This window comes from Mycobacterium sp., from assembly GCF_025965855.1.
In the GTDB taxonomy this organism is placed as follows: Bacteria; Actinomycetota; Actinomycetes; order Mycobacteriales; family Mycobacteriaceae; genus Mycobacterium.
The window spans coordinates 25,598-52,362 of record NZ_JAOPWB010000131.1; the positions used below are offsets into that span (position 1 = coordinate 25,598).

At 66.5% G+C, this 26,765-nt stretch carries 24 protein-coding genes and 4 pseudogenes; 12 read left to right on the forward strand and 16 right to left on the reverse strand.

The annotated features are described in order from the left end of the window. The first annotated feature begins 80 nt into the window (after positions 1-80). Positions 81-818 carry a cutinase family protein gene (locus JWP83_RS09945; RefSeq protein WP_297729459.1) on the forward strand — a complete coding sequence of 246 codons (738 nt, stop codon included), beginning with the start codon at positions 81-83 and terminating at the stop codon, positions 816-818. Between the two features lie 3 nt (positions 819-821). Here JWP83_RS09945 and JWP83_RS09950 read toward each other — a convergent pair whose 3' ends face one another. The 3 genes from JWP83_RS09950 to JWP83_RS09960 form a co-directional block, all read right to left on the reverse strand. After that, positions 822-2,207 (reverse strand): aldehyde dehydrogenase family protein, encoded by a 1,386-nt coding sequence (locus JWP83_RS09950; RefSeq protein ID WP_297729527.1) that lies wholly within the window; start codon positions 2,205-2,207, stop codon positions 822-824. Positions 2,208-2,242: 35 nt separating this feature from the next. Next, positions 2,243-3,331: an AMP-binding protein gene (locus JWP83_RS09955; protein ID WP_297729462.1), complete on the reverse strand. Its 1,089-nt coding sequence runs from the start codon at positions 3,329-3,331 to the stop codon at positions 2,243-2,245. Between the two features lie 115 nt (positions 3,332-3,446). Further along, on the reverse strand, positions 3,447-4,223 hold the full coding sequence (locus JWP83_RS09960) for an SDR family oxidoreductase (RefSeq protein WP_297729466.1): 777 nt from the start codon (positions 4,221-4,223) through the stop codon (positions 3,447-3,449). A 321-nt stretch (positions 4,224-4,544) separates the two neighbouring features. Between JWP83_RS09960 and JWP83_RS09965 the strand changes: the two genes are divergently transcribed. After that, entirely contained in the window at positions 4,545-5,531 is a 987-nt protein-coding gene (locus JWP83_RS09965; RefSeq protein ID WP_297729469.1) for an amidohydrolase family protein, read from the forward strand. On the opposite strand, the gene JWP83_RS09970 is transcribed toward JWP83_RS09965, so the two are convergent. After that, entirely contained in the window at positions 5,528-6,487 is a 960-nt protein-coding gene (locus JWP83_RS09970) for an oxygenase MpaB family protein (RefSeq protein WP_297729471.1), read from the reverse strand. The genes JWP83_RS09965 and JWP83_RS09970 overlap by 4 nt on opposite strands. 135 nt (positions 6,488-6,622) lie before the next feature. On the opposite strand from JWP83_RS09970, the gene JWP83_RS09975 reads away from it, so the two are divergent. The 3 genes from JWP83_RS09975 to JWP83_RS09985 all read left to right on the forward strand — a co-directional run bounded on the left by JWP83_RS09975 (position 6,623) and on the right by JWP83_RS09985 (position 9,561). Further along, positions 6,623-7,228 (forward strand): TetR/AcrR family transcriptional regulator, encoded by a 606-nt coding sequence (locus JWP83_RS09975; protein ID WP_297729474.1) that lies wholly within the window; start codon positions 6,623-6,625, stop codon positions 7,226-7,228. A 63-nt stretch (positions 7,229-7,291) separates the two neighbouring features. Next, on the forward strand, positions 7,292-8,677 hold the full coding sequence (locus JWP83_RS09980; RefSeq protein ID WP_297729477.1) for an adenylate/guanylate cyclase domain-containing protein: 1,386 nt from the start codon (positions 7,292-7,294) through the stop codon (positions 8,675-8,677). Positions 8,678-8,814: 137 nt separating this feature from the next. Further along, on the forward strand, positions 8,815-9,561 hold the full coding sequence (locus JWP83_RS09985; RefSeq protein WP_297729480.1) for a methyltransferase domain-containing protein: 747 nt from the start codon (positions 8,815-8,817) through the stop codon (positions 9,559-9,561). 14 nt (positions 9,562-9,575) lie between these two features. Here the strand turns inward: JWP83_RS09985 and JWP83_RS09990 are convergent, their stop codons facing one another. The 3 genes from JWP83_RS09990 to JWP83_RS10000 form a co-directional block, all read right to left on the reverse strand. After that, a complete protein-coding gene (locus tag JWP83_RS09990) occupies positions 9,576-10,382 on the reverse strand; it encodes an SDR family oxidoreductase (protein WP_297729530.1) in 807 nt (268 codons plus the stop codon). A gap of 1 nt (position 10,383) precedes the next feature. Further along, entirely contained in the window at positions 10,384-10,836 is a 453-nt protein-coding gene (locus JWP83_RS09995) for an SRPBCC family protein (RefSeq protein WP_297729483.1), read from the reverse strand. Positions 10,837-11,081: 245 nt separating this feature from the next. Next, positions 11,082-11,774, reverse strand: coding sequence for an SDR family oxidoreductase (locus JWP83_RS10000; RefSeq protein ID WP_297729485.1), 693 nt, complete (start codon positions 11,772-11,774; stop codon positions 11,082-11,084). A gap of 85 nt (positions 11,775-11,859) precedes the next feature. On the opposite strand from JWP83_RS10000, the gene JWP83_RS10005 reads away from it, so the two are divergent. After that, positions 11,860-12,462, forward strand: a complete 603-nt coding sequence (locus tag JWP83_RS10005; protein WP_297729488.1) for a CGNR zinc finger domain-containing protein — start codon at positions 11,860-11,862, stop codon at positions 12,460-12,462. A 325-nt stretch (positions 12,463-12,787) separates the two neighbouring features. On the opposite strand, the pseudogene JWP83_RS10010 reads toward JWP83_RS10005, so the two are convergent. The 5 genes and pseudogenes from JWP83_RS10010 to JWP83_RS10030 all read right to left on the reverse strand — a co-directional run. Beyond that, positions 12,788-12,928 (reverse strand): annotated as a pseudogene (locus JWP83_RS10010) (NAD-dependent epimerase); the annotation flags it as partial. A gap of 105 nt (positions 12,929-13,033) precedes the next feature. Next, positions 13,034-13,798 carry a DUF2127 domain-containing protein gene (locus tag JWP83_RS10015; protein WP_297729491.1) on the reverse strand — a complete coding sequence of 255 codons (765 nt, stop codon included), beginning with the start codon at positions 13,796-13,798 and terminating at the stop codon, positions 13,034-13,036. Between the two features lie 56 nt (positions 13,799-13,854). Continuing rightward, positions 13,855-15,243, reverse strand: coding sequence for an MmgE/PrpD family protein (locus JWP83_RS10020; RefSeq protein WP_367185616.1), 1,389 nt, complete (start codon positions 15,241-15,243; stop codon positions 13,855-13,857). Positions 15,244-15,354: 111 nt separating this feature from the next. Beyond that, positions 15,355-15,666 carry a hypothetical protein gene (locus tag JWP83_RS10025; RefSeq protein ID WP_297729496.1) on the reverse strand — a complete coding sequence of 104 codons (312 nt, stop codon included), beginning with the start codon at positions 15,664-15,666 and terminating at the stop codon, positions 15,355-15,357. Between the two features lie 39 nt (positions 15,667-15,705). After that, positions 15,706-16,566 (reverse strand): helix-turn-helix domain-containing protein, encoded by an 861-nt coding sequence (locus JWP83_RS10030; RefSeq protein ID WP_297729500.1) that lies wholly within the window; start codon positions 16,564-16,566, stop codon positions 15,706-15,708. Between the two features lie 125 nt (positions 16,567-16,691). Here JWP83_RS10030 and JWP83_RS10035 point away from each other — a divergent pair. The 3 genes and pseudogenes from JWP83_RS10035 (at position 16,692) to JWP83_RS10045 (ending at position 18,972) form a co-directional block, all read left to right on the forward strand. Continuing rightward, positions 16,692-17,743 (forward strand): annotated as a pseudogene (locus JWP83_RS10035) (zinc-binding dehydrogenase). Further along, positions 17,740-18,153: a nuclear transport factor 2 family protein gene (locus tag JWP83_RS10040; RefSeq protein WP_297729505.1), complete on the forward strand. Its 414-nt coding sequence runs from the start codon at positions 17,740-17,742 to the stop codon at positions 18,151-18,153. The pseudogene JWP83_RS10035 and the gene JWP83_RS10040 overlap by 4 nt, the downstream one beginning before the upstream one ends. Further along, a complete protein-coding gene (locus tag JWP83_RS10045) occupies positions 18,154-18,972 on the forward strand; it encodes an SDR family NAD(P)-dependent oxidoreductase (protein ID WP_297729509.1) in 819 nt (272 codons plus the stop codon). A 76-nt stretch (positions 18,973-19,048) separates the two neighbouring features. On the opposite strand, the pseudogene JWP83_RS10050 reads toward JWP83_RS10045, so the two are convergent. Continuing rightward, positions 19,049-19,156 (reverse strand): annotated as a pseudogene (locus tag JWP83_RS10050) (SAM-dependent methyltransferase); the annotation flags it as partial. A 410-nt stretch (positions 19,157-19,566) separates the two neighbouring features. On the opposite strand from JWP83_RS10050, the gene JWP83_RS10055 reads away from it, so the two are divergent. Beyond that, positions 19,567-20,775 carry a sodium:proton exchanger gene (locus tag JWP83_RS10055; RefSeq protein ID WP_297729534.1) on the forward strand — a complete coding sequence of 403 codons (1,209 nt, stop codon included), beginning with the start codon at positions 19,567-19,569 and terminating at the stop codon, positions 20,773-20,775. Between the two features lie 63 nt (positions 20,776-20,838). After that, positions 20,839-21,657 (forward strand): SDR family oxidoreductase, encoded by an 819-nt coding sequence (locus JWP83_RS10060; protein ID WP_297729513.1) that lies wholly within the window; start codon positions 20,839-20,841, stop codon positions 21,655-21,657. Positions 21,658-21,663: 6 nt separating this feature from the next. Here the strand turns inward: JWP83_RS10060 and JWP83_RS10065 are convergent, their stop codons facing one another. Beyond that, positions 21,664-23,427, reverse strand: a complete 1,764-nt coding sequence (locus JWP83_RS10065; protein WP_297729516.1) for a SulP family inorganic anion transporter — start codon at positions 23,425-23,427, stop codon at positions 21,664-21,666. A gap of 19 nt (positions 23,428-23,446) precedes the next feature. Continuing rightward, positions 23,447-24,526, reverse strand: a complete 1,080-nt coding sequence (locus tag JWP83_RS10070; protein ID WP_297729519.1) for a sulfate ABC transporter substrate-binding protein — start codon at positions 24,524-24,526, stop codon at positions 23,447-23,449. Positions 24,527-24,674: 148 nt separating this feature from the next. Here JWP83_RS10070 and JWP83_RS10075 point away from each other — a divergent pair, with 148 nt between their 5' ends. Beyond that, positions 24,675-26,075, forward strand: coding sequence for a DUF2252 domain-containing protein (locus JWP83_RS10075; protein WP_297729521.1), 1,401 nt, complete (start codon positions 24,675-24,677; stop codon positions 26,073-26,075). Here the strand turns inward: JWP83_RS10075 and JWP83_RS10080 are convergent. Next, a pseudogene (locus JWP83_RS10080) lies at positions 26,015-26,765 on the reverse strand (NAD(P)/FAD-dependent oxidoreductase); the annotation flags it as partial. The gene JWP83_RS10075 and the pseudogene JWP83_RS10080 overlap by 61 nt on opposite strands.

Below are 26,765 nucleotides of genomic sequence, written 5' to 3' on the forward strand. Positions count from 1 at the left end.
GGCCGGACGTTTTACGGATATGAAATAATTGGCAGGAAAATCACTGTTTAGGCAAGCGATCAGATGGGCACAATTGCGGCATGATTGCACGTCACCTCCCTCGTTTCCTTGGTTCAGCAGTAGTCGCGGCGTCGTGCCTTAGCGCTTCGGTCCTCGCCGCTGCTCTCCCCTCCGCCTCCGCCCAATGTCCGGACGTGCAGGTGGTGTTCGCCCGCGGTACCGGCGAGCCGCCCGGTCTCGGCGCCACCGGGCAGGCGTTCGCCGACAACCTGCGCTCGCGCGTGGGCGCAAAGTCGTTCGACGTCTATCCGGTCAACTACCCCGCCACCCAGGAGTGGGAGACCGGCCTCGACGGCATTAGAGACGCGGGCGCGCATGTGGTTTCGATGGCGCACGACTGCCCCAACACCAAGATGGTGCTCGGCGGCTTTTCCCAAGGCGCGGCAGTAATGGGCTTCGCCACCTCGTCCGCCGTGCCGGATGGCGTCGATCCCGCGACCGTGCCGAAACCCATGGACCCCGCCGTGGCCGACCACGTGTCCTCCGTCGTGCTCTTCGGAATGCCGAACGTCCGGGCGATGAACTTCCTCAACCAGCCTCCGGTCTCGATCGGTCCCCTGTATCAGGCCAAGACCATCAAGGTGTGCGCGCCTGAGGACCCGGTCTGCTCCGACGGCATGAACTTCGCCGCGCACGACACCTATGCGGAAGACGGGGCGATGATCGACAAGGGGGTGGCCTTTGCGGTCAGTCATCTTGGCGAGGGTCCCGGCGGCCCAGCGACGGTCGCCGCTTCTCCAGGTGGCTTCGGCAGCTGACCGTTAGTCCCTGACGAAGCCCTTGTTGCGCATCAGGAGATCCGCCAGGAACCCGTCGTGCGGGATTTCGGGTGCCGCGTAGAACGTCGGGTGGGGTCCGCAGTAAACGTTGGCGACGGTCGGCTCGGCGACCAGGTCGTCGACGAGCCGCTCGTCGCCGGTGATGGCGGTGATCACCAATGAATGCCGCAGCGGTTCGACGCCGGCGCCGCGCGACCACGACGACACCCACACGCACGGGAACGGCAACTCGGTGTTGAGCGTGTCAGTGAGCTGGCCGGAGCCGGGTTCCTCCACCAGGTGCACCGCGGGACGCAGCGCCACACAGCCCTCGAGGCCGTGGCCGACCGGGGCAATCACCTGGTCGGCACCCAGCAGCGGCGTCGTTCCCGCGGCCTTGACGGCCAGATATTTAGCCAGCGCCTCCGCCTTTTCGAGGGGCTGGGTGGGCAGGATGGCGCGCTCGTCCTCGCTGGGCAGCGGCTGGATGGCCGCCAACCGCTCGGCGATCGCATGGGCTAACGGGGCAGGGTCGCCCTCGTAGAGCACCGCGGTGGCGTTGACGCACGCCATTCCGCCCAGGTTGGCGATCGAGTCGACGACGAGGTCGATGTGGTCGCGCCAGTCCTGGTCGGCCGTGATGAGGATCTTCGTGCGGCCGGGGCCGTTCACCATCACCGCGGGATCGTTGGCGTACTTGTCCACCACGTCCTGGCCGCCGTACACCATGGCAAGGTCGGCCGAGCGGATGATCTCGTCGGCGCCGCCATGGTCGGTGGGCAAATAGACCGCGTCTTCGGGACGAAACCCCGCCTGGCGCAGGGCATTCACCAGCCGATGCGCGGTCAACGGCTCGCGGCGCGATGGGCGCACCACCACCCGGTATCCCAGGGCGAGCGCCTGGGGCCACAGGGCATGCACGCCCGGGCCGTTTCCGGCGGCGTGGACGGCGAACACCTCCCCGCGGCGCGCCCAGACCGCACCGCCGCCGCGGATGCGCTCCTCGCGCCAGTCGAGCGCGGCGCCCGCGGGCCGGGCCGGTCGCACCGCATCGAATGCCGAGGCGACGGCGTCCGCAACGCCGCGTGCGCCGGCCCGGGTGACCGCGATCGGCAAGCCGGAAATGCCGCTGGCAAGCCGCACGTACTCCTCGAAGTCCAGTCCGCCGATGACGGTGGTGGCGAAGGCGTCGGCCGCGCCGGCCAGCGCCGCTTCGCGCTGCGCGACCGGCGGCGGGCGGGTTTTCCGCTGCGCGCCGATGGTGCGCGAAACATACAGGGGCGGAACGATACTCAGTTCGGCAACCGCGATGCCGGAGGTGCTCATGACGATCTCGCGGTTGCGGGTGCGATACTCGCCGCCCACACCGAGCGCGTCGATGCGCACCAAATCGGTTGTGAGGCGCACCTGTTGGCGTCCCATGATCAGTAGACGCCTTCGATGACGGCCTCGCCCTCGAAGGTGGTGACCGGCCGCACCTCACTGACGGAATCGCCGAGTTGGCCCGCCGGCCCGGGCATCCGCACGGCCAGGTCCCGCTCCGGGTTGTTGGGTATGAACATGCCCTTGCTGATGTGGTTCATCACCACCTGGCCTTGTTGCCCGTATGGCACTCGTTCCCCGGTGTCGGGGTCGACAACCCAGAACACGACATACGGTGTCCGCGGGTCGAAGACGAACGAGTCGCCATCGGTGGTCCGGGTGACCGCTTGCGAAAGCACCATGGTGCTGCCGAAGGCCATGGTGATCGTCGTGTCGGGGAAGATGTCGCGGAGCAGGTCGAGCGTGTCGGCGTCCACATGGGCACCGCTGAGCAACAGGTAGCGGACCTTGTCATTCACCAGGTCCACCACGCGGTCGTTTCGGGCGATGGCCTCGAGCAGCGGCGGAGTGGTGTGCAGATTGGCGACGTTCTGCGTCTGCAGAATGAACACGGCCTGCTCGATGACGTGGTCGATGTAGGCGGCGACTTCGGCGGCGGCGTTGCGGGCCGCGAGTTTCTTCACCCAGCGGGGGTCGACGTCGATCGGATGGAAGACCGCGCCCAGCCGCTCGGAGACCAAGCGGGAGAAGTAGCCGACGCCGTGGGGCCCGCTCGGCATCAGGCACAGGAAACCCCGGCCCCGGACAAAGCCGCCGGCGGCGAAGTCCTCGGTTTGCCATTCGACGACCTGCGCGATCCAATCCGGCATCTGCACAGTCCGTTTCGGAGCGCCGGTGGTACCGCCGGATTCGAATACCTGGGGCACCGGCGGGGGTGATCCGTAACCGCGCGGAATGAGATCCTCGACCGGCGCGCTGCGCAACTCGTTGACGAGGTTGGGGAACAAGCGTAGGTCGGCAAAGGTGTTGACGTCGGCCAACGGGTTGAAGTTCAGCGTCCGGGCGGTTCGCAACCAGAATGGGGACCCGGTGTCCTCGCCGAAGTGCCACGCCATGGCGGCGCGCAGGTACGCCTCGGGGTCTGCAATCCGAACCGATCGGGGCACGTCCAACAGCGAAAAGTCGCCCATGCCGTCGATCCTGTCGCATTGCTGACCGGCGCGACAACCGTGCGGGAGCGCGCCGGGCATACGGGCGTTGAACGTTGCCCCATGCCGCGGCGAACTCTTTGTGGCCAGCCGGTTTTCAGCTGTCGATTGCTTGGCCGACAGCCGCCGTGATCGCCTCGTTGAAGACGGGATACATGTCGTGATACACGCCGTCGCGTTCGGCGAACCGGAACCCCTTGACGCGCTCGACGAGGATCTCCTCGGCCTGCGGCTGCGTCTGCAGCAGCGTCATCGTTTCGGTGATGTAGTCATCCAGCGGCATCGCGCGGGCATCGAATCCCCGCTCCCCCTGCAGCGCGGTCTGCACCTGCGGCGGGACTATTTCGATCACCTGGACCGCAGTCCCGCGGAGCTGGAAACGCAGCGACTGGGTGTAGGAATGCAGCGCCGCCTTGGTCGCGCAATACGTCGGCGTGAGCGCGCTGGGCATGAAGGCCAGGCCCGACGTGACGTTGACGATCGCCCCCCGCGGCCTCTTCAGCAGCGACGGCAGCAACGCCGCCGTGACCCGGATCGGGCCCAGCAGATTGATGGCGACCGTCAGCTCCGCCACGCTGGGGCCGGTCGTGGTGAGGTCCTCGACGCGCTGCACGCCGGCGTTGTTGATGACGACATTCAGGTCGGGGTAGTGGTCGGTCAGCTCGGTGGCGAACCGGCGGATGTCGGCAGGATCGCCCTGATCCAGCGACAGCACCTGGATGCCCGGGTTGTCCTTCGCCACGGCCTGCAGCGGCTCACGCCGTCGGCCGGCGATAACCACCGTGTTGCCGAGCCGGTGCAACGCCTCGGCCAGGCCGCGACCGATTCCGGTGCCGCCTCCGGTTACCAGCACCGTGTTGCCCGTCAGCTGCATGGCCGCTCCCCTCCTTCGGATTCAGTACCGAATAACCACCGATCTTTTCCCACCCCATCACTTTCGTGCTTTCGGGGACCGATGGGTAGACCCGACGCCAGTTCGAACGACCTCGGGAAGCCAGCCCTGCGCCGGATTCCCGTCGACGCGGGCGTGCCTACCGCGGAGAACTGCACGTGAGAGGGCCGCCGGCGGCGGCGGCGGCGGGCACGCTCCTTATGCGCTGGGCGCATGCAGCCGATACAGATTATTCATTTCACAGATAGGCGAAACTGGCGCAGGGTCGAGGGCGACCGTCCCCGACGACAGTGAGGAAGGCCGATGCGCTACATCGCCTTGGAGGAAGCGTTCTTCATTCCGGAACTGGCTGACCTGCAGCCGGCCCATCAACGACTGATGCAGCTGATGAAACCCGAATTCGCCGACCGGTACCAACGCCGGCTGCCCGATTTCACCGAATACCGGCTGACGGAGATGGACGAGGCCGGCATCGACATGCAGGTCTTGTCGCTGACCTCCCCGGGTGTGCAGGTCGACATCGACGCCGAGCCGGCGCGCGCCAACGCGCGGTTCGCCAACGACTATCTCGCGAAAATCATTGCCCAACATCCCGATCGGTTCCGTGGGTTCGCCGCGCTGCCATTGCAGGACCCCGCCGCCGCGGCGGCGGAGCTGGAGCGCGCCGTCACCCAGGACGGTTTGTGCGGGGCGCTGGTCAACGATTGCATCAGCGGGCCCGGGGGGCGATATTTGGACGCTGCCGAATACGACGAGTTGTGGTCGGCGGTGGAATCCCTCTGCGTACCGCTGTATTTGCACCCCGGAGCGCCACCGGCGGATCATTGGCGCGTCATCGACGGGCGCCCGGAACTTTATGGGGCGACCTGGAGTTGGGCGGCCGAGGTCAGCGGGCACGCGCTGCGGCTTGTGTTCGGCGGCGTGTTCGACCGGCATCGGGGAGCGACGCTGATCCTGGGGCACATGGGCGAATTCCTGCCGTTTCAGCGCAGCCGGCTGGACTCCCGCTACGCCACCCTGGAGATAGAAGCGACCACGACTCCGCTGGAGCGCCCGCCGTCGGCGTACCTCGGCACCAACGTCGTCTTCACCAACAGCGGGGTGTTCTCGCCGGCGGTGATGCTGGGAGCGGTGCTGGAGGTCGGCGCCGACGCGGTGATGTTCTCGGTCGACTACCCCTACGAGTCGTCCCACGAGGCGGTCCAGGGATTCGAGCGGACGACGCTGCAACCCTCCGACCGGGAGAAGATCGCCCACGGCAACGCCGAACGGCTGCTGCGCATCGGTTAAGCCGCATGGTTATGGAGCTTGCGCGGGTCCACGCCCGCGCGGCGCCACGCCTCGGCCGCCCACGGCAGGTAGACGAACCAGAGGGGAAGCCGGTTGACGAGCGGATTGAGCGCGCGCACGACGGCGGCGAACCGCTGGAATCGCTTCTCCTTCTTCACATCCCACTGCAGTTGGCACACCTCGCGCATCTGCGGCGGCAGGGTTCCGACCAGGACCAGGCGGGTGTAGGCGTTGAGCGGCGCGGACACGATCTTCCAGACGGGCCTGGGGATCCAGCGCGGGCCCGGTATCCCTTTCCGGATGTAACCGGTGCCGTACATGACGGTCTTGTGCGGGACGAACCGCTCGAGCATCTCGTCCCAGTACGCGACGAACTCGTCATACGTCTGTGGCTGGCCGCGGTCGCTGACCCCGTAGAGGCTGTACCAGACCTTGCCCTCGTTGAAGATCCGTTCCTTTTCCGCGCCGGACAACCGGCGGATGAACGTGTCGGTGGTGTAGATGACCTGATCGACGAAGGTGGCGTGCGCCCAATAGAACAATTCCGGGTTGAGCGCGTGATACCGAGAGCCGTCGCTGATGGTGCCCTTGATCGGCCTGTGGAAATCGCGGACCTTGCGGCCCCACTCGTGCGGGTCGTCGGAGTAGACGGTCTTCATCAAGGGCGGTGCGGTTCGTTTGGCCCGGCCCAACGTGTCGCTGAAGATCACCGAGTGATCGAGCACGCCCTGGGCGAGTTGCTCGATGCAGTTCTCCACGCCGGCCGTGCGTTGGAACCCAAAGAATTGGGTGCGGTGATCTCCATAAAACTTCCATGTCAACGAGTTGGGCCCGAGCCGCGCGGCGTCAGCCATTTCCGCCGGCCCATCAGTGGGCATGGGCACGGCTTCCCGAACCCCACTGTCGAAACGGGCAGCCGCGTTCGGCTGCGCCAACTGGTCATGCCGGGCGGTCATGCCGGCCTCCTTACGAGCCCTCAAGCTATGAACCAATGACACAAATTAGTTTCTTTGTTCCGAAGCCTAACAACCTGTCGGTGACGTCCGCAAAGCAGGTGAGTGCGACACTGAGTTGGATAGGGGCCGCCAATCATGAAGTCCCAGATGGGCTCGGGCACGCGCGCGCAACGGGCCGAGTCGAACACCGACGTCGACCGCACCATCCTGGACACCGCGCGAACGGTCTTCGAGACCTACGGCGTGCGTCGCGCGAACATCGAAGACGTCGCGGCCCGGGCCGGGGTCAGCCGCAGCACCATCTACCGACGCTTTCCGACCAAGGATGACCTGTTCGAACACGTGGTGCGGCGGGAGGCCGAGCTCTTCTTCGGCACGCTCGACGCGGCCACTACCGGCTGCAACCCACAGGAGGCCGTGATCGAGGCGTTCGCGCTCGGGGTGCGGCTGGTCCAAGACTCTCGCCTCTATTCGCGGATCGTCGAAAGCGAACCCGAGTTGTTCGGAATGTTTTCCCGGTCCCACGTCTTCCCGATTCGCCAATTCGCCGACGGGATCGCGCACACGCTGAGGCGTTGCGGAGCCGACATCCCCGATCCCGACCTGGCCGACATCGCCGACATCCTGCTGCGCGTCGCCCTGGGCATCATCGTGTTTCCCACCGACCGACTCGACACCTCGGACCAGGCGGCCGTCCGCGAATACGCCGCCCGCTACCTGGTCCCGATCATCGGCCGCTAGCAGAGCACGACTTGGCTCCGACATGGCTCCGGCTTGTCGGAGGCCTGCATTAGCCTTTAACGCGTGCCTGGACTTTCTGGGACACCACGAACCCGATACGCCAGTTGCGGGGAAACCGACATCGCCTACCAGGTGTTCGGCGATGGGCCGATCGACCTGCTGCTGCTGCCCGGGCCGTCGATTCCGATCGACTCGGTCGACGCCGAGCCGTCGATGTACCGCTTTCACCGACGGTTGGCGTCTTTCGCCCGCGTGATCCGGCTCGACCAGCGCGGGATCGGGCTGTCGTCGCGCGTGCCCTCGACTGATGTGATCGGGCCGGAATTCTGGGCGAAGGACGTCGTCTCGGTCATGAACGCGGTGGGATGCGAGCGGGCCACGGTCGTGGCGCCGGGCTTCACCGCAATGACCGGGCTCGTGCTGGCGGCCGATTACCCCGAACGAGTGAGCAGCCTGGTGATCATCAACGGCGGGGCCCGCACTCTCTACGCTCCCGACTACCCGATGGGCCTCGAAGTCGACACCACCGATCCATACACGACGATCCTGACCGACCCGGATGCGGTCGATCAAGGCTTCGACATGCTGCGCATCATCGCGCCGAGCGTCGCAGACGACGACGCGTTTCGCGCTTGGTGGGACGCGGCCGGCAACCGCGCCGCCTCGCCCAGCATGGCCCGCGCAATGATCACGACCATCCGGCACGCCGACGTGCGCGACACGCTGCCGCGCATCACCGCCCCGACTCTGATCCTGCATCGCGTCGACTGCGAGTTCACTCCCGTAGGGCATGGTGAATATCTCGCCGAGAACATCGCCGGATCGCACTTCGTGGAGCTACCGGGTGAAGACACCCTCTACTGGGTCGGCAACACGGCTCCGATGCTCGACGAGATCGAAGAGTTCATCACCGGCATGCGGGGCGGTTCCGATGCCGAGCGCCTGCTGACCACGATCGTGTTCACCGACATCGTCGGCTCCACCGAACGGGCCGCCCTGCTCGGCGACGGCCGCTGGCGCGACCTGCTGGACAACCACGACACCATCATTCGACACGAACTGCAGCGGTTCGGCGGACGTGAGGTCAACACCGCCGGCGACGGGTTCGTCGCCACCTTCTCCAGCCCCAGCGCCGCGCTGGCCTGCGCCGACGACATCGTCGACGCGGTGCGTGTGCTGGGCATCGAGGTGCGGGTGGGCATTCACGCCGGCGAGGTCGAGGTGCGCGGCGCCTTGAAAAACGATATCGCCGGCATGGCCGTGCACATCGGTGCGCGGGTGGCGGCGCTTGCCGAAGCCAGCGAGGTGCTGGTGTCCTCGACGGTGCGCGACATCGTCACCGGCTCGCGCTACAGGTTCGCCGACCGCGGCGAGAGCGCGCTCAAAGGCGTGCCGGGTCAGTGGCACCTCTGCGCCCTGGTGCGCGAGCGCGCCACCGTCAGGCGGTAACGAACCCCACATCGGGGACGGTCGAGGCACCCGACGGCTCGGCGTAGGCTGCCAGCAGGGGTGTGTCGGAGCCGGAGCTCGCAAGTCCCCCGCTCGATTCTTACTGCACGGCTTGATTTTTGATCGAAGGAGTACGCGTGACCGACGTGCATGTCTCGTTGCCGCCCGCGCTGCGCCGAGCGCTGGATCTGCTCGCCGATCCGCCGGCGGATCCGGACGTGAGCAAGGGCTACCTGGATCTGCTCGGCGCCGGATCGGCCGAGGACGACGCCGTCCCGAAGAACACGGGCCCCATCCAGGCGGCGTGGGCGTCACCGATCGGGTCGATGTTGTACGACAACGCGCAGGCCCTGTCGCGCAGGCTGATCAGCGCGTGGCAATTGCCCATCGAGTGGTTGAACATCCCGCCGGGCGGTGTGGCGTTGGACGTCGGCTCGGGTCCCGGCAACGTCACCGCGTCGCTGGCACGCGCGGCCGGTCCCGAGGGGCTGGCGCTGGGTGTCGACATCTCCGAGGCCATGCTGGCCCGCGCCGTCCGCAACGAAGCCGGGCCACAGGTCGGCTTTATCAAGGCCGACGCGCAACGACTTCCGCTGCGCGACAACACCGTTGACGCCGTCGTCTCGACGGCCGCGCTGCAGCTGGTTCCGAATCCGGCGACGGCCCTCACCGAGATGGCCCGGGTGCTGCGGCCGGGCGGCCGGCTGGCCATCATGGTCCCCACTGTCGGGCAGGCCGCCAGGTTTTGGCAAAAGCTGCCGAACGTCGGGGCGCACGTGTTCGACGACGACGAGATCGGCGACATCCTGGAAAACAACGGATTCGTCAGCGTGCGGGTCAAGAACTACGGCACGTTCCAGTGGGTGCGCGGCAAAAACGGCTGAGTCTTGAGCGCCTTTCAGTCCCGTTTGAAAGCCGGGTGGCCGCGCGCCAGCAGCGGCAACAGCAGCTCGGGCGGCGCGACCCGGAAGAAGGCCGAGGCCACCCGGTTGACGCGGCCCGGGACGACGACGGCCTTGCCGCCCGCGAGACCGTCGATTCCGGCCTGCGCAACCTTATCGGCGGGAATCCACATCACCCGTGGCAGGGCCGATTCGGCCTCCTCCGTGGAGAAACCGGCCGCCTCGCCGAAGCCGGTATCGACCGGCCCCGGGCACAGCGCGGTCGCGCTGACCCCGGTGCCGCGCAGCTCACCCCGCAGGCTGTGGGTGTAGGACAACACGAACGCCTTGGCGGCGCCGTATGCGGCCTGGCCGGGCAGCGGACCGAAGCCGGCCATCGACGCGACGTTCAACACGGCGCCCCGACCGCGGTCGACCATTCCCGGCAGGAACCGGCTGCACAGGTCCACCACGGCGGCCACATCGACCTCCACGAGATTGACCTCTTGCTCCGGAACGGATTTCGCGACGAGACCGAGCGTCGATAGTCCGGCGTTGTTGACCAGGATGTCCGGAACCAGACCGAGAGCCGCGACGCGGTCCGTCAGGCCCGCCCGCGCGGTCCGATCGGACAGGTCGGCCGGCAGCGGGTGCGCTTGCCGACCCAACCGCCCGGCCAGCGCTTCGAGACGGTCGGCGCTGCGAGCCACCAGCACCACCTGATAGCCGCGCCGAGCGAGTATCCCCGCGAACTGTTCGCCGATTCCGGAGGAGGCGCCGGTGACGATGGCGGCGCGGTCGGTTCCCGGCGGTGGGAGGGCCATGTCAACCGTCACTTGCCTGGGCGAGCACGGCGAGCCGGTCGATCGACTCGCGCAGCATGTCCGACGTGGTCGAGCTTGCCGTGGCGAACCGGGTGCTGTCGGTCAGCTCCGTCCAGTCGTAGGTGTGGGTCACGCTGGTGAGTGTCGCGTTGATCGGGTGGAGTTCCCAGCGCCACAGGTGGCCGGGCGGCTGCTTTTTGGGCTCTGCTGGGCGCCAGGCGATCTTGTTGCCCTCGATGAATTCCACGACGTGGTTCTCCCGCACGGCGCCGTTGGTCAGCGTCGTCTTGAACACGTCACCCGCCTGGTGGACGCGCTGGCCCGCGGCCGACGAGGCGAGGTTGTTGTTGCCGTCCCAGCTCGGCTGGCGAGCGGGATCGGCGATCAGGTCGAAAATCCGCTCGGCGCTCGCCGAGATCACGCGGGTCGCGCTCACGATGCGTTCGGGTTCCATGTCGCCATCCAAACATGCCGGCCGGGGCGGCGTGGAGGTGACTTTCATCAGACGGCTGGGGACCTTCGGCCGTCGCAGCGCCCGTGGGTGGACTGCGATTGTGGCCTTGCCGGGACAACCCGGTGGCCTGTCCGAAGTGCAGCACGCCCACTTTTGGGTGAGGCCCCCACGGCCTGCTTGACCCACCTTCACGAGACGGGGATCTGCCTTCGGACAGGCCATTTACGTCGCGCACAATTGCCGGGTCAGCCCACTCGGAGCGCCTCGACCGGTCCGGATAGCGCGGCCTTGATGTACCGGGTGTCATCGTCGGCCAACACCTCTGCGTCCCCCCGCTCGATGCCGTCGACGATCTGCCGCGCAACCTGGCGCGGGTCGTTCTTCGGCACGTCGAAGCCCGAGGTCATGTCTGTCTCGGTAAAGCTCAGATGCACACCGGTGACCAGGGTGCCCTGCTTTTCGAGCTCGATACGCAACGAGTTCGTCGCGGACCACAAGGCCGCCTTGGAGTCACCGTAGCCGCCAAAGCCGGCCACCCAGGACAGGATCGAAAGGGTGTCGACCAGCGCTCCGCCGCCGTTGTCGGCCAGGATCGGGGCGAACGCCCTGGCGACCCGAAGCGCACCAAAGTAGTTCGTCTCGAACACTGCGCGCACTTCCTCGATGTCGCTCCCGAGCAACTTCGACGCACCGATGATGCCGGCGTTGTTGATGACAATATCGGCGTCGGACGCGGTACTGGCCAGCGCCGCAACCGAGTCCGACTTGGTGACGTCCAGCTCGACACTGACCACCCGAGGGTCCTCGCTGCGCTTGGGCGCCCTCGCCGTGGCGTACACCTTCGCCGCGCCCCGCCGCAGGAACTCGTCCACGATGGCCTTGCCAAGACCGCGCTGGCCGCCGGTTACCACGACCGTCGACCCTTTGATGTTGACCATGATCCGCACTCCTTGACGTAGCTAAAATTGTTTTGTCTCTGTCACCGTAGTTGACCACAGCGACATAGACAAGTATGTTTTGGATATGTCCTCAGGATGGCGTGCATCACAGCGTTACGAGCTCGCCCCGGCCCCCGGTGGGCTGGGCCTGGTTCAGGACTTCCTCAACACGACGGGTATCGAGGGATACGGGCCGGACCTGCTGGACAACGCAGCCGTTGCGGGCGACTGGGCGGACAGCGCGGTGCGGACGTGGTCATCCGTGCGCGGCTTAGAGGTTCAGGCGCCGCCGCTCGGCGACGCGGACGTAGCGAAGCTTCGCGCCCTGCGCGACACGATCGCGGGGCTGGTCACGGGAGAACCACAGACGGAACGAGGTACGGGCGCCGCTTCAGCCTCCTTGACGCTGTCGGAGACCGGCGAAGTACGGCTCGAACCCGCCGGAATCGGCTGGCGTTGGCTGGCATCGGCGGTGTGGGGAGAGATTCTGCTCAGCCAGCGGGACGACACCTGGCGGCGGATCAAGCAGTGCCACAACCCCCGGTGCGCGTCGACGTTTTTCGACCGCTCGAAGAACAACAGCGGGGTGTGGCACGACGTGAAGACGTGCGGCAACGCCGCAAATTTACGGGCTTCGCGGGCCCGCCGACGCGAACGCGACCGCGCGACGCAAAATCGCGGGGGCTAGTTCGGCGCGGAGACCGTCAGCAGCGCTCGACCCCCTTCGGCATGATCCGCCGGTGGGAACCCGCTTGGCGCGGTCCGCTTCTCAGCACCGCCTGCAGGGCGTCACACGCCCGTGCCTTGATCGGTGCGACTACGTCGAGGTTGGTCGGCCTCTGGCTCATCCAGTGCTGCATTGTTGGCACAGTTCCAATCCCTTGTCCATTCGGTCGGTTCGCCGACTCATTGAATTGCACCCCAGCGGTTTTACGGGCGCGCCGCGCCGCGGTAAACGCCGCAAAAAGCCGTCTTGTGGCGTCAGGCACATTCGCGGCGCCGCGACGGGCTCGTCACAACTCATTTCTGAACCGCCGCAGATAACCGAACAGCCGGCGCGCCGGTAGGCCATTCGGCCAGTCGTCGGCGCGGAAGTACGCGCCGGACCCGCCATCAACGAACACCACGCCGCGGCAAAGGAAATCGGCGGGATCTCCGTTCCAGCTTCAGGCGCCCCGACACTGAAACGTTGGCGACGACCCGCCGAGAAACGTCTCCGTGTGTACAGTTTCGCGGTGCCTCCGCGACACGGCTGGCCGTCAGGTCGTGGCGGCGGCGCGCTCGACGTCGAGAAGCTGCTCGCCCCGGCGCTCCGCGTCGTAGGCCTTGCGACCGCCTCGCAGGCCGAACAGCCGTTTCGATATCAGCAGGTAGATCACGGCGGCCACGTTGATCGTGAAGGTGACCAAGCGGGTCATCGTGATGCCCTTGGTGAGGTCATGGACTTCCAGCGGTAAGAAGACCGAGGTGGCCACCACCGCGAAGTACTCGCCCCAGCGCTTGAGCAACCAGAGGCCGACGCCTTCGATGACCTCGATCAGCGCGTAAGCGGCGAGCATCAAGGTCAGCAGGGCCAATGTGGATGGCTTGGTGGCCAGCGCCTTTTCCAGCTCGTGCACGATCGTCATCTGATCGACCTTGAAGCCGGCGGCGCGAAAGATCGGTAGGTCACGGTCCAGGGTGGCCTGGATGGCCCCCCGCGCGCCGCGAAATTTCCACACGGCATACGCCGCCAACGTGATCACCACCGCGCGAAACAGCCGTTCGACCGCCAGCGTACGGATGATGATGGCCTGGCGTAATGCCTTGCCGCGCATGATCATCGGCGCGTCTTCGGCGGGGCCACGGCCATGTGGTTCGCCGAGGATGAATTCACCGCAACGCAGGCAGCGCCAGACTTCGCCCAGCCCGGTGCTGCCGCTGAGCCGGTCGGCGAGGGCTTCCTCGTCCGGCGCGTACGTCACGTGCCCCGCCAGCGCGCAGGTGACCAATTCCCACCGGTTGTTGCCGCGATCTTTGCGCATGGCCGATCATTGAATGCCGGTACCGAATCGCGCAAGAGGGCGCGCACACCGGGGCGTCAGAAGCGCACCTTGCTGCGCCGACGTTGAGCGCTGGGGCTGACTGCGCCGAGCAGTGCGGCGAACTCGGCGACGGCGATCTCGTCGAGGTGATCGACCGCGGCGATGATGTCGGCGCGCAGCGCTTCTCCGCAGAAGGGTTCGGCAAGCCAGTGGAACTTGTCGACGACACGTCCCCAGGACATCGGCCGGGTGGGCGATCCCTCGTAATCGCTCTGCTCGCGGCTGAATTGCCGGCCGTCGCGCGTGACCACGCGCACGCGGGTGGCTGTGCGTTGCGGGTAGTCCGCGGTCAGGTCCGGAGCGGCCTTGACGTCGACCCGCGCGAGCAGGTCCTGAACGTCGCCGCGCACAACCCGTTCGGTCTCGAGCTGCTCGGGACCGACTCCGCCGTCAAGCAGTGCCACCGCGCTGAGGTATTTCAGGTTGTAGTCGGCCTGCTCCTTGGTCCGCGGGTGATCCTTGTCGCCGTAGGCTCCCCCGCCCGCGATGTCGTACGCACCCTGGAAGACCTCAAGGGTCACCCGCGCGACGTCTTCGCCACGCAGGTCATTGTCGCTGCGAATCGCCAAGATCGCGTCGATGATGACCTGCCCGTGAATAAGCGAGCAAAACTGCTTCAGATAGGTCTGCTCGACGCAGGTGAGCGCCCGGTCGGCGGTGTGGAAGTCAATGGGCTGATCGAAGAGTTGCACCAGGCCGTGCGGCCCTTCGAACAGCGACTTGGGGCCGGTGACGCCACGGCCGGCCAACATCGTCGTGTACACGGCGCGCATGCCGGTGATCGCGGGCGAGATGCCCTTCCACTGCGAAACCGGCTCGGTGTGCACGGCCGCGAGGGACACGTTGTCGGCCGCGGCGGCGGCGACGGCGTTGGCGGTCCGCTCGGCGTCCAACCCCAGCAGCTTCGCCGAGCCGGCTGCGACCGAAATCGCCAGCTGCAGCGCGTGATTGAGCCCGCGTGCCATCACGGGAACCTGGGCGCTGAACCGGCACTGGATCTCGTAGGCGACCGCGAGGGCCAGCAGGAAATCCGCTCCGTTGGCGCCGACGTGCTCGGCTACCGACAGGACCGCACCGAAGTTGTCGGCGGGATGGCACAGTCCACCCACCGTCAGATAGGTGTCGAGCAGATCCGGGTAGCGCACCAGGACCGCGTTGAAGAACGCGGCCTGATCGACCGAGGCCCGGCCGCCGCCGACGAGTGTTGCCGTGGGAACACCGCTGAACTGGTCGGCGTGTTCGCGAAGCGTGGCGATCGGCTCACCGTCCAGGGAGCCGACGGCGCAGGCAACGCTGTCCAGCACGTTGCGTTTCAGCAGGGCCAGGGCCGGCCCGCTCAGGTCCGCCGGCTCGGCGCCGACGACGAAGCCGGCGAGATCGTCCACAACGTAGTTGTGCGCCACGGCCTTTCGTCCTTCCGTCGATTCCATCATTGAAGCGCCGCGAAGACGCGCCGTCGAGCGGCCGGAATGAATTTCCTCGGCGACCGCGCCCTGCTAATGCCTCTCCGTCAGGATCCGGTTCGGCGCGGCCATTTGGTGCTGTGCGCTGTCGAGTTGCCGCGCCGCGGTTTTGATGGTGTATCGCCCGGACACGGCGACCATCACCGAGCCGGTCGCGGTCGGGCCGACGTCATCGAAGGCGTGCGCAATTCCGAAGTCGTCCAGCAGGACTCGTTCGTCGGGACCTATCGGATGGGCGAAGTCGAGTGCCTTGGCGACCTGAGCGACGATGCGCACGGCGCGCTTTCCGGTACCCAGCACTCGCTCGATGCGGTACCTGCACACCACTGACCCGTTTGTCAGCACCCAAACACCCTACGGTCACCGTCTATCCGTACGGCTAACCTAGACGGCGCGATCCACCCCGCGCTGTTGCGACTTCGTGATCGCCGCCGTCTCGTCGGTCAGCCTTTTCCCGATTGCCCGGATCTGCGTTGCGCTGAGGGGGCACAGCGGATGCACCGCCACCATCAGGGCGATTTGTTGGCGATGGTCGAAAACCGGTGCGGCGATGGTGGCGACGGGCTGTTTGCGACGACCGGGGTTGTCGTCGGAGAGGAAGCCGATGGTGGTGAACTCGACCAGTAACTGGTCCAGGATGTGCCGGACCGGGGTCGGCATTTCGTTGCTATCCAGCGTCGCGACCGCCTGGACGGCCTGGGCCAGCGCGGGCGTCGTCCAGTCGACGTCGAATCCGCGTTCGCGCGTGTGCTCCAGGACGTGTTCGAGGCGCCGAATGCGATCGGTGTTGTCGCCCGCACCGCGACGGATCCACGCCCGTTGTTCCTCCTCGGTATCCCAGGCCGCAAGCGCCACTCCGAACGGAGGGGAATAGGGGATGCGATCACCTGGTATCCCCGCCGGCTGGGTGGCGGGATCGCCCTCGAAGGCGGTGACCACCAACGAGTCACCGAATCGCTCGACCACCGAACCGGCGTAGCCCACCTCCCGGGAGAGTCGCATCGCCGCGGAACGAGCGGCATGCGCAAGCGGGCGAGCGGTATCGGTCCGCGCCGCCACGACGGCGAGCGCGGGGCCAAGAGCGAAAGTCTTCGAGACGGCGTCTCGGCTGGCCCAGCCGCGGTCGCACAGCGTCTTCAGGATCGCGTGGGCTGTCGCCTGAGTGAGATCGAGCTCGCGCACGATGTCGGAGAATCGCAGCCGCGCGTTCCCGGACCGGGCAAGCAGCTCGACAACGTCGAGCACCCGTGCGGTCGGCGCCGACGGCGATCCGCGAATGTCTTGACTCCTTTGTGGCGGGGTTCATACAGTTACACCGTTCGTTCGAGATCTTATATCGATTATTCGAGAAATTAAACGAGGCTGATGCATTGCGCGCCGTTGTACTGAGGGACGGCCGGCTAGAGGTCCGCGAGACACCGGACCCCGCACCGGGGCCGGGCGAATTGCTGCTCCGGACATTGAGCACCGCGATCTGCGCATCCGATGTGCACTTCATGGACCACCCGGAGCTGGCCGTCGACGACCCGACCGGTCGTTCGCTGTACGACACGGACCGCGACGTCGTGCTCGGGCACGAGTTCGTCGGCGAGGTCATCGGGCATGGACCCGGCTGCACCGACCAGTTTGCGGTCGGTTTGCGGGTGACGGCGATGCCGGTGCGCCTGGTCAACGGCGGCGCCGGCGGCATGCGCATCATCGGTCAGCACCCGGCGGCCCAGGGGAGTTTCGGTGAGCTGCTGGTGGTTTCGGAGGCGGCGGCCAAATCGGTTCCGGGTGACGTCTCCAGCGACGCAATCGCGCTGACCGACGCGTTCGCCGTCGGTGAGTTCTACGTTCGGTCGGCGCAGATCCAACCGGGCGAGATCGCCATCGTCATCGGCGCGGGAGCGATCGGTCTCTCGGCGGTCGCCGCCCTGGCCGGCCGCGGCATCGAACCGATCATCGTGGCCGATTACAAGCCCGACCGCCGCGAACTGGCCCGCGATCGCTTCGGCGCGCACGTCGTCGTCGATCCCGCCGAGAAGTCGGCGTTCGATGCGTTCCGGGAGGTTCGCGCGCAACGCGGATTGCCCGGCCCGGCCGTGGTGTTCGAGTGCGTCGGCGCAGCCGGCTCATCCAGAAGATCGTCGAATCGGCCGAGATGGCCACCCGGATCTATTGCGCGGGCGGCTGGTACACCGGTGACATGCTCGACATCACCACCGCCACTCGCCAAGGCGTCACAATGCAATTCGGCGGGGGTCCGCACCCGCAGGACTGGTACGGAACCCTCGACGCCATCGCGTCGGGACGGCTGGATCCGCCACCGAGCGTGGGCAAGGTCATCGGCTTAGACGAAGTCCCCGACGCGCTCGACCGGGCCCGCAGGTCCGACGGCCCGCCGCGCATCGTGGTTCATCCGAATGGAGATGTCGCATGACCGAACGAGGTGATCGCCAAGACATCTCGGAGTTGCTGGTGCGCTACGCCACCGGGATCGACCGGCGTGACTGGGCACTGTTCAGGACCGTGTTCACCGACGACTGTGAACTCGACTACGGCGAGATCGGCGCGTGGAAAGGCGTCGACGCGGTCACGAGCTTCATGGAACAGGTGCACGCGTTGGCGGGCCACACGATGCACCGGCTGAGCAACCAGGCCGTCACGGTCGACGGGGACAACGCCGCGGCCCGCACGTATATCGACGGACTGATCATGACCGCCGACAACACAGCCGGCGTCAACGCGATCGGTTTCTATGACGACGAGATCATTCGCACCGAAGACGGGTGGCGCATCGCGCGCCGCCGGTACACCCAGGTTCGCCTGAGCACGGTTGGGAACCCCTAAATGACATTCGCCACCAAGTACGGACCGTGGGCGCTGGTCGCCGGCGCTTCCGACGGTCTGGGTGCCGCGTTCGCCGCGGGGCTCGCCGAGCGCGGCGTTAACGTCGTGCTGCTGGCCCGCCGCCAGTCGGTGCTGGATCAGGTTGCGGCAGAGATCAATTCGCGGTCTCCCGTCGAAACACGGACCCTGGCGATCGACCTCGCGGAGCCGGGCGCGGCATCGGCGGTCGCCGCGGCCACGGGCGACCTCGAGATCGGGTTCCTGGTCTATTGCGCCGGTGCCGACCCGAATTACCAACCGTTCCTTGCCAACCCGATCGAGGCCGCCGAGGCGATGGTGCAACGCAACTGCGTGGTGCCGATGCAGCTGTGCCACCACTTCGCTCCCGCCATGGTCGAGCGACGCTGTGGCGGGATCGTCATCTTCGGGTCCGGCGCCGGACTGGCCGGCGGGGCTAACATGGTCGCCTACGGCGCCTCCAAGGCGTTCGACATGGTCTTCGCCGAGGCGTTGTGGGCCGAATTGCACGACAAGGGCGTCGACGTCCTGGGCCTCATTCTCGGCAAGACCGACACACCCGCACTGCGCCAGCTCGAACACAGCCGCGGCCAGATAACCTCGCTCGACGACATGCCACCGGGCTCCGCCACCGTCGACGACGTGATCGCGGAGGCTTTCGACAACCTCACGAACGGCCCGACCTGGTTCGTCGGCGATGTCATGCGTGCTGCCGAGCAACTGACAAGTTCACTGACCCGCAACCGGATCGTCGAGCTCTTCGCGCAGGCCGCGGCCGCGGCGATGGGCCCCCCGGGTTAACCGGTTCGCCGAGTGTGAATTTCGCGACGCGACACGCCGAGCGGCTGTCGCCAGATTCACTCTCGGCACACCGGCAGTCACCGCACCCGACGTCGAGCACCCGCCGGGCCGTGCGGGGAACCTTGGACTCCAGCAGCGCGTCGTAGTGGATGTTGATGTTCCACGGTTGTCCGGCGGAGTGCACCGCCCCGCAGTTAATCGAGCTATCTGTGCATCCGTTGATCGGCCGGTGGCGCAAAACCCGCCGGGTCCGCGGGGCGGGCGGCTCAAAACGCCACCACAACGGCGCGAAAGGTTTGCCAAAGTTTCAGATCAGCCGAACCGAACTTTCCGCATCCGCCGATGTGGCCAGCGAAGACGGAATCCGTTGCGCTGCCGCTTCGCTCACCTATCACGTTGCTGGCCCATGGTTTCGCGGGTAACTTTTGGGAGGCAGGTCGCCACGGCATGCGAGCCGAAACACTTACCAATGATCGGCCCCCCTCCGCGAGTTGAAGGATGACGATGCGCGCCACAGACAGGCCCGCTGCCACGGCGCCGGCGACATCGCGCGCGCGGGCGCTCACCTTGATCCGTTCGGCACTGATCACCGCGATGTTCATCGCCCCGGCGGTGGTGATCCGAATCGTCGGCCTGCATCTGGACCCGGTCGCCGCCCTGCTGGTCTACGGGGCCGCGGTTGTCGCGGCCAGCTTCCTGCTGGCGTGGGCCGCCGAAGCCGCGCAGATCGATGTCTCCGGCGGGCTGGCGATCGCGGTGCTCGCGCTGGTCGCGGTGCTGCCCGAATACGCCGTCGACCTCTACTACGCCTACGTGTCCGGCCACAATCCGGATTACACCCAATACGCCGCCGCCAACATGACCGGGTCCAACCGGTTACTGATGGGGGTGGGCTGGCCGGTCGTGGTGCTGGTCAGCATCGTCGTCGCCCGAAGAGCGGGTGCGGGCAAATCGGCCGGCGTGACGCTGGAGCCGGCCAATCGCGTCGAACTCGGCTTTCTGCTGATCGCCGGCGTGGCCGCATTCGTCATGCCGGCGACCGGGGAAATCCACATGGCGCTGGGGCTGGCGTTGCTGGCCTGGTTCGGCTTTTACCTCTATAAGATCGGCCACGGCGACGTGGAGGAACCAGACCTCATCGGTACCGCCGCCGCGCTCGGAGAGCTACCCGATCGCATTCGGCGCATCGCCGTCATCGGTCTCTTCGCCGCATCGGGCGCCGTGATTCTGCTGTGTGCCAAGCCGTTCGCCGACAATCTGGTCGCGGCGGGTACCGAGTTGGGCATCGACCGGTTCCTGCTTGTCCAGTGGCTTGCCCCGCTGGCCTCCGAGGCTCCCGAGTTCATCATCGCGGTCATCTTCGCCTCCCGCGGCAAGGGCAAGGCGGCGATCGCCACGCTCATCTCCTCCAAGGTCAACCAGTGGACGCTGCTGATCGGCTCGTTGCCCGTGGCCCACCTGCTCGGCGGAGGCGGGTTCTCTCTGGTGCTCGACCCCCGCCAGGTCGAGGAAGTGCTGCTGACAGCCACCCAGACGCTGATGGGGGTCGCGCTGATCCTGGGGCTGCGTTTCGGCCGGGCCGCGGCGTGCACGCTGCTGGGGTTGTTCTTGGTCCAGTTCGCGCTCGTCTCGACGCAGGGGCGGCTGCTGCTGTGCGGTGTCTACACCGCCGTGGCCGTCGTGGGCCTGATCATCAACCGCGGCCACCTGGTTGCCACGTTCCGGGCCCCGTTTGTCGGCAGGGCCATCCGGCGCAGCGGCCACCCCCATCATGCGGAAGACGGTGCCGGCATCCCGACGTAGCTGTGGGGGATGGCTTGTATAGCATCGCGAGTTGACCTATACCGTCTCGGATTTGGAGCGCCGGTGGCTCGCGAAGTGTTGGCCGTATTGGGTGTGGGCGGCATGGGCCACGCGATCGCCCACCGCCTTGGGGCCGGCAAAAAGATTCTGTTGGCCGACAACAACGAGGCAGCACTGGCGTCGGTCGCCGAGGCGCTCTCCGCGGACGGCCACCAGGTCGACAGCCGCCGGGTCGATGTCTCGTCGCCCGAATCGGTCCGCAGGCTCGCTGAACACGCGGCCTCACTCGGCGCCGTCACCCAGGTGGCACACACCGCGGGCCTGTCCCCGTCGCAGGCCTCCGCCGAAGCAATCCTTGCCGTGGACCTTTTGGGCACCGCGCTCGTGCTGGACGCATTCGGAGAAGTCATCGCGCCGGGTGGAGCAGGGGTCATGATCGCCAGCATGGCTGGGCACATGTTTCCGCCGCTGACCTCCGAACAGGAAAAAGCCCTGGCCCACAACCCGCCCGGCGAATTGTTGCATCTAGACTTCATCAGCAAAATCACTGACCCGAATTTTGCCTATCCAATCGCGAAGCAGGCGAACCATATTCGAGTTCGCGCCGCCAGCGCACACTGGGGTCGCCGGGGGGCGCGGGTGAACTCCATCAGCCCGGGCGTCATCTCCACGCCGATGGGACAGCAGGAACTCGCCTCCCCGGTCGGCGAGGGCATGCGCGCGATGATCGCCATGTCCGCGACGGGTCGCATCGGGACGCCGGACGATATCGCCGCGGCCACCGCCTTTCTGCTCGGTCCCAACGCGTCGTTCATCACCGGCACCGACCTGCTCGTAGACGGCGGTGTCATCGCGGCCATCAAGGCCGGCAGCCCGGCCTGAGCGACATCAGACGAGGTAATACAGCTCGGCGTCTCCCGGCGCCGTCAACGGCTCTTTCAGTTTCAGTTCGGCAAGGTTGTTGTGGGCGTATCGCACCGCTTTGAGCGTCGCGGAGTATTCCTCGTCTTCCTCGGGGAAGACGTGCTCCGCAGGGAACCAACTTTGGAATCCAACGTTTTTCAGGAGGGTGAGCGTATCGGTACGCACGCCCGCGAGCAGGATGGTGATGCCGCGCGCAGCCTCTTCCCGGAGGAAATGCTCGATGCGCTCGATGCAGACGACGTCGGGATGGCGTACCCGTTTGAGCCGCAACACCACGAACTGGACGTCGTCATTCGCGATCCGCTGCCTGATCTCCAACAGGTAGCGGTCCAATTCCGGTGCGGCGCCGAAGAACAGCTCGCCTTCCACATCGTAGATGACGATCGAGGGATCCGGCGGATCGCCCGGGATGCGTTCGCGGACAACACGTTCGGGTGTAACGATCAGTTCTTCGGCTTTCAGCTTGGCCGCGCGGGGCACGAACAGCAGAATCGACAGGACCACGCCCAGCAGAACCGATTTGTCCAGATCGATCGCCACTCCCGTGAACGCGGTGACGATCACCAAGCCCGCGTCGTAGCGCGACGCCTTCAGCGTATAGATCAAGCGCTTGAAATCGACGAGCCGCGCGGCCGTGACGAGCAGCAGTCCGGCCAGCGCCGCCTGCGGCACATAACGCAACAGGGGTGCGAACAACAGCAGCGCCGCGGCCGCGGTTGCGGCCGAGACGATCCCGGAGAACCGGGTCCTCGCGCCGGATTGGAAGTTGATCGCCGATCGTGAGAGCGAGCCCGAGCCCGGCAGGCTCTGGAAGAACCCGCCGGTGAGGTTGGCCACGCCTTCGGCCATGATCTGCCGGTTGTAGTCGATCTCCTGTTGGGTTTGGTAGGCGATGGCTTTGGCGATGGACAGCGCCTCGATGATGCCGACGAACGCGATCGCCAGCGCGCCCGTCGACAGCTCCGGCAGCCAGCCGGCGTGGACCTCGGGGATGTGCGGGGTGGGTAGGCTGCGCGGAATCTTTGCGGCCACCGCGACCGCGGTATGGCCGTTGGCACCCGGAACCGACCATCCCGCGAGGTAGGCGATCAGGGCGGTGATGATCAGCACGGCGAGCATGTCGATCTGCGGCCATCCGTAGCGTTGCACCAGCTTGCGCACGACGACAGCCAGGACCACCGCGGCGACGCTGAGTATCAGGGCGCGGTAGTTGATTGCATCGCCGTGGGTCAGGGCGAGCCACACCCGGCGCAAGACCTGCATGTGCCCGTTGCCCTTGTCGCGCACACCCAGCGCATTGCCCAGCTGCCCGACGGCGAGCAGAAGCGCCGCCGCCGCCATGAAGCCGATGATGACCGACTCCGAAATGTAGCGGGTCAGGTTGCCGAGCTTGAACAGGCTGATCACGATCTGGAAGCCGCCGACCAGCACGGCCAGCAGGAACAGCCCTTCGAAGAGTTGGGTGGTGTTCTCCGAATCGATAAAGGCAAGGGCCGAGAAGACCAGCAGCGAGATGGCGCTCGTCGGCCCGTTGATCAAGTGCGACGACGAGCCGAAGATCGACGCGACGATCGTCACGACGATCGCCGAGTAGACCCCGAACCTTGGATCCACGCCGGCGATCAACGCATACGCCATCGCCTGGGGAAACGAGATGGCGGCGACGGTAAGACCGGCGATCAGATCGTGCCGGCCCTTCACCAGGTCGTAATTCAGAACCAAACCCACGTTGCGTTCGGTCTTTCCGCTAAGTCGCCGACGCCGTACCCGGCGGGACCGAGATCGAGTCGAGGATTCCGTTGGTACCGAAGAATTGCTCGCGCGCGTCGCTCCAGTCTTTGGCGATGGCGCCGATCGGGAACAGCGCAAGAGGGGGCAGCCGGTCGACGTGTTTGGCCAGGATCTCCGGCTTGAACGGGCGGTAACCGTATTGCGCCACTTGCTCTTGTGCGGCGTCGGTGAACAAGTAGTTGAGATAGGCCTTGGCGTAGGTCGCCGTCTTCTGATCGGTGACGTTTGCGTCGACCCAGGCCACGGCTGGTTCGGCAAGGATGCTGACCGGTGGATAGACGAGCTGCAATTCGTCTTTGTTGGCGGCGACTTCTCTCAGCGCCTCGTTCTCCCATGTCAGCTGCGCGTCGCCGATCTTCGCCAGAGAGAAGCTGTCACCGGCACTGCGGGCACCGGCGTCGGAGACCGCCACGTGGTGCAACAGCGCCCGCACGTAGTCGGCCGCTTGGGCCTGGCTGCCGCCGCGGGTGGTGACCGAGCCCCAGGCCGCGAGGACGCTCAGCTGGCCGTTGCCCGAGCTGCGCGGGTTCGGTGACACCACCGACACGTCTCCCTTGGTCAGGTCCGGCCAGTCGTGAATCGCTTTGGGATTGCCCTTGCGGACGACAAATACGATGGTCGACGTGTACGGCACCGAATTGTTCGGCAGGCGCCGTTGCCAGTCGGGGGCGATCAGGCCCCGCTTGCTCAGCGTCTCGACGTCGCTGATCAGCGCGAGCGACACGACGCTGGCCTTCTGGCTGCCGTCGAGAACGCTGCGCAGCTGGCGGCCCGAGCCGCCGTGCGACTCCTTGATGTGCAAGTCGATTTCGTTGTGCGCGCGATATTGCGGGATGAACGCCTTGTCGATCGCCGCGTACAACTCGCGGGTCGGGTCGTAGGAGACGTTGAGGATTTCGTTGTGCCCGTGGCCAGGAGCGTTCTTGATCACGATCGCCGTCGCGGCAAGGACGATCGCGACGACACCGACGACGTTGAGCCAGCCAACGCGCAACCGAGGGCGGAAACGCTCGAATGTCGGACGCGCTTTTAGCATCCAGGCGTCCTCTCACGGCAAAACCCCAGACGATTTTCGTCTGGCACCGACAATTTCAAGGATGTTAACGATCGGGCCACTTCGGCACAGCGTTGAGAATCAGCCTGAAGCTAAGTGCAAAAAGGGCGGCCATACCTATGCTGGGCAGATGCCGCAACGGGCGTTGCGTGACCGCCTGATCGAACTGGAAGTACCCGACGAGGATGTGGCGCGCGGTCGGGCGCTGCGCAAGACCGTCCCCCGGCGCGCCCTCGCACAGCTGACTCCCGCAAACCGGTCGGCCACGGAAATCCTCGTTGCCCAAAATGCCGGCCGGCTAAGCGGACTCGTCCCCCTGCGGTTCGCCCGCATGCTCGCCGACCCGTTCTCGTTCTACCGAGGCTCTGCGGCGGTCATGGCCGCCGACCTCGCCGCCGGCCCATCGAGCGGAATCGAAATCATGTGCTGCGGTGACGCTCACGTGTCGAATTTCGGCCTGTACGCCGCGCCGCACCGCTCGATCGTTTTCGATCTGAACGACTTCGACGAGGCCGCGGTGGCGCCCGCGGAGTGGGACGTCAAACGGCTGGTCTCCAGCGCGATCATCGGGGGCCGCCATGCTGGGTACCGCGCCAAAGCCATCCGCCGTTGCGTCGAACGGGCGCTGGTGGGCTACCAGACCAGCCTCGAGGCGATGCTCGAGGAAATGGACGTTCTGGACCGCTACTACCTGCGGGTGGAACCCGAGCACTACACCGGGAAGGTGTCCAAAGGCCTGCAGGCAGTGATCCAGAACACGATGTCCCGGGCACGCACCCGAACGTCGGCGCGTGTCTTCAAGCAGATTACGGAGATTGGGGCCGACGGAACCCCGCGGCTGCGGGAGGCGCCCCCGGTCTTGCAGCACGTTGACGAGGAGACCGAAGCGCCAGTGCTGGAGGCGGTTCAGGAGTATCTGGCCGTAGTGCCGGCTGACGTGGCGCTGCTGCTGTCACACTTTCGCATCACCGATGTCGCGCTGCGCGCAGTGGGCGTCGGCAGCGTCGGAACCCGGTGTTACCTGGTGATCTTGGTCGGCCCCAACGGCACGCCGCTTATCCTGCAGATCAAAGAGGCCGCGCGATCGGTGCTCGAAGAATACGGCGGGTGGACCCAACCGGAGAGCCTCAACGCGGCAGTCGAGGCCAAAGGTCAGGGCGTGCGCGTCATCGATGGCCAGCAAATCCTGCAGGCGATGTCGGATGTGTTCCTCGGGACGACACGCAAGGACGGCCGCGACTACTACGTCCGCCAGTTCCAAGACATGAAGGGCAGCATCGACATCGAAGGCATGTCGGCCGCCACCTTCTCCGAGTACGTCGTCGCCTGTGCGGTGCTGCTGGCGCGCGCGCACTCGCAAAGCGCGAATGCGTCAATCTTGCGCGGTTACGTCGGCACCAGTAACGCCGTGCAGGAAGCGGTCGCCGAGTGGTCGTACGCGTACGCCGACAAGTCTCTCGACGACTTTCATCAGCTGCGCGCGGCGGCCGCGGCCGGCGACATCGAGGTGGCCGACGATCCCACCCGGTAGCGATCGGTGCGGTGCAGCCACTCGCGGGGGCGCAGCCGCCTGGTGCGGCGGGCGTATTCCAGCTCCGTGTAGGGCCATTGGGTCACGATGCGGCCGGTGGGAGAACGGAAGTAGCTGTCGCACTGGGTCCAGACGGTGCGCTCAAGATCCGCGGAAAGCTCGTCGTTGTAACGCCTTTCGGCCTCAGGGCGTACATCGACGTATCCGCCCCGCCGCGCCACCCGGCTGACGGCGCTGGCCACCAGGCGCGCGCCCGCCTCCAGGATGTAGACGATCGAGTTGCCGCCTTGGTTGGTGTTGGGGCCGTACAGCATGAAGAAGTTCGGGAAGCCCGCGACGGCCACCCCCAGGTAGGCGCTCGGGTCCGCGCCCCAGCGCTCGTGCAGCCGCTGACCCCCGATGCCGACCACATCGATGCCCGACAGGTAGCGGGACGTCTCAAATCCGGTGGCCAGCACGATCGCGTCGACGTCGACCAGCCGGCCGCCCGCGGTGAGCACCGACGTCTCGGCGACCTGAGCGATGGGATCGGTGACCAGCTCGACGTTGTCCGCCTGCAACGCCCGGTAATACTCGTCCCCCAGCAGCACCCGCTTGCAGCGGAACGGATAGTCCGGCGTCAGCGCGCGGCGCAGCCGCCCGTCGCCCACGGTGCGTTCCAAAAACGACGTCGCGACGTGCGTGCGCGCG